Origin of the sequence: uncultured Clostridium sp. (genome assembly GCF_937920395.1) — a bacterium.
Taxonomy (GTDB): Bacteria; Bacillota; Clostridia; order Clostridiales; family Clostridiaceae; genus Clostridium_AD.
On sequence record NZ_CALEVF010000031.1, the window covers coordinates 1 to 2,925 of the forward strand.

Sequence of the window (2,925 nt, forward strand, 5' to 3'; positions counted from 1 at the left end):
AATCAAGTTTGTTTTCTTTAAATATTTCAATACCAGTTAATCCATTTAATGCAACATAAACACTATATCCACTTTTTTCTAAGTATGCTTTTATAACTTGAACTACCTTTTCTTCATCTTCAATTATTAGTATATTTTTCATGCTTTGCTCCTTATTTGAATATTTTTAGTATATTTACGTAAAGCCTCTAACTAGCACTAGTTAGAGGCTTTACGCAATTATAAGTTAATTCAGTCTATTTTAACCATCTCGTCGTTATATAATCATCTCTAGATACACTTACTCCAACTTTCATTTGTTACTAAGTTGTTCTTCCAAATCTTATACCAAAATCAGCATATTCATGTTCATGTTGAATAAATCCTGCACAATATAAATCAGTTGAAGTTCTTCACTATAAATATAATGTTAGTTACTTTTTTTCTTTGAGGAACAATTTCCACATCCACAGTCTCCTGAACCTTTTGACTTTAGACTATGATAAATAATATGTCCTGCTATAGCTATAATAAATAAAGTTATCGATATCTCTACCCACATAAACTTAGTCCTCCTATTCTTAATATAATTTAAGTCTACATTCATAATTTTCTATAAAAACTTGTTTTCTAAGTAATTAGTGCTCTTTTTTATACTATATCAATTTATTATGTAGATTTTATGAAGATTATCGTTTTTGGATTATTACATATATTTTGCGATGTGATTTCATTAAATTGGTATATACTTAATTATGGTAGAATGATTTTTTTAATTCTTCTGCACTAATACTTTAAAACAGGTAAATATAATATATAATATGTTATTTAAGCTTATTAAAGGAGAAATATAATATGGACCTCGATTTAAAAAATCTCATTTTACAATTTAAAACTGATTCAGAATCTGTATATAACACTTGGTTTATTTATAACAACACAAGAATGAAAGCTTTTCGTTCAATTAGACGTGGTATAATTGATGCAATTAAATCAATTAAAGACGAAAATTTTGGAAATGATTTTAAGGGTTCACCCTTAGAATTCATATTATCATGTATTACAGAACAAAAACAAATATTCAAAGGGGCTGCTCATCCATTCTATTGGAAACCTAAAGTGAGAATTCCTGATATATATGAAAACGAACACCTTAAAACACAATTTCTACTAACTGAGATTGGAAGAAGTTTAGGGTATGATGTTTTTGTGGCTTTGAACGATCAAAGTAAATTTTTAGATGGAAAAAGCCTTCGATTTTTAACGTTAGGATAGCTACCTGAGTTAGGCGTGTCAAAAGATGTGCTTAAAACTATTTCTTTGATAGATGTTTTATGGATAAATAAAGAAAATAATAAAATAGACTGAAATAGTAAATTTAATAACAACATTAAGACGTAAAATGACTATCCCATTTTACGTCTTTTTTATATAAAAATTAATAAAAATATAAATACCAAAAGCGACTTCTTAAATAAATATAAAATTATATAATTATATAATTATAAGAAATATTAAATTATGTGAAAAAGGTGTTTTTTCATTAGGTATACTTTATAAAACGAAGGCTAGACTCCTTCTAAAATACTTTAAGTAAATGTAGCCTTCTTAGTACTTTGCTATGTTTTTCAAATTTTCTATTAACTGCCTAATATCACCTTTTGTCATATTAGTCGACATTTGCACCACCCCAAACATAGTACTTAAACTACTCATACCTTGAAGTATAAAACTCTCAATTTAAGAAACAACTGTTTTAGTAAATTCTTTAATATCTATTAATATAAAAGTTTCCGCAACGTCTACTCCATCTCTTGAGTTATGTTAAGGTTTAATATCTTTGAATTATCATTTCACTTATTTTTTACAGTCACAGAAAAAAAATCATTAATAATATATCCTCTTCTACATATTATCTTCATAACATTTTATTATAATCATTATTGTACTTGCAAAACAATTTCAACTGCTCGTACTTTAAACTAATGTATTTTTTAATTATTAGAATATAGAAAGGTAGTGATGAAAATTGAAATTTGAAGATATTTATTATCCAATAAAAGATGATCTAAATCTTATGGAAAAAGAGTTAATGGGAGTATGTGGGAATTTAAGCACCAATTATTTACAAGAAATTATAGGCTATTTTTTTAAAATTCCAGGAAAAAGACTTCGCCCTACTTTAGCTTTACTCTCGTCCAGCATTGTAAACAATAATCTTTCAGAAAGTACTAATAATCAATTAATTAAGTATGCAACTGGCCTTGAACTCATGCACAGTGCAAGTTTAATACACGATGATGTCCTTGATAACGATATGGCTCGGCGTGGTCAAAAAACTCTAAATGATATTTATGGTAATAAAATAGCAGTGCTCGCTGGTGATGTTGTCTATTCTTTAGCATTCTCTACCCTCGCAAATTCACTACCAAAAGAATTTGAGCAAATTATAGTTGAGTTAACTGAATACATGTGTGCCGCTGAAGTAATTCAAGCAGAAAATGATTCACCTACTCGTGAAATTTATTTAAATATTATTAAAGGTAAAACAGCATTATTTATGTCAGTTAGTTGCAAAATTGCTGCTAAATTGGCTGGGGCAACAAAGAATCAAATTTGTAGCTTAGAAGAGTATGGGTTAAATTTAGGAATGGCATACCAAATAATGGATGATTGTATGGATAAAGACATTGATGCCAGACTAAATGTAACAGTCGACGATGCTAAATTATATGGAGACAAAGCAATATCATCACTTAATACTTTTGAAGATTCTTCATACAAAATTAGTTTAATAAATCTTGTTAATTTTATTCTTAGTCTTTCTCATGCAAAAACAAGCGCCTCATAACCAAAATGTTAAACTTTCTAAATAAACACACTAAATTTAAATTGATAGTGTTAACTAACTTATGAAAAAATAATAATTGGGAAAATTAGGATATA

At 27.3% G+C, this 2,925-nt stretch carries 3 protein-coding genes and 1 pseudogene; 2 read left to right on the top strand and 2 right to left on the bottom strand.

Annotated elements, in window-relative coordinates:
* A pseudogene (locus tag Q0649_RS01815) lies at nucleotides 1-142 on the bottom strand (DNA-binding response regulator); the annotation flags it as partial.
* A 267-nt stretch (nucleotides 143-409) separates the two neighbouring features.
* Nucleotides 410-541: a FeoB-associated Cys-rich membrane protein gene (locus Q0649_RS01820; protein ID WP_298836640.1), complete on the bottom strand. Its 132-nt coding sequence runs from the start codon at nucleotides 539-541 to the stop codon at nucleotides 410-412.
* Nucleotides 542-834: 293 nt separating this feature from the next.
* On the opposite strand from Q0649_RS01820, the gene Q0649_RS01825 reads away from it, so the two are divergent.
* On the top strand, nucleotides 835-1,254 hold the full coding sequence (locus Q0649_RS01825) for a hypothetical protein (protein ID WP_298836642.1): 420 nt from the start codon (nucleotides 835-837) through the stop codon (nucleotides 1,252-1,254).
* Nucleotides 1,255-2,008: 754 nt separating this feature from the next.
* Entirely contained in the window at nucleotides 2,009-2,830 is an 822-nt protein-coding gene (locus Q0649_RS01830) for a polyprenyl synthetase family protein (RefSeq protein ID WP_298836644.1), read from the top strand.
* Nucleotides 2,831-2,925 lie beyond the last annotated feature (95 nt).

What these genes read in the sequence shown, in the direction of transcription:
- Q0649_RS01825 (WP_298836642.1), top strand. Translation starts at nt 835, where the DNA reads ATGGACCTCGATTTAAAAAATCTCATTTTACAATTTAAAACTGATTCA.
- Q0649_RS01820 (WP_298836640.1), bottom strand. Translation starts at nt 541, where the DNA reads ATGTGGGTAGAGATATCGATAACTTTATTTATTATAGCTATAGCAGGA.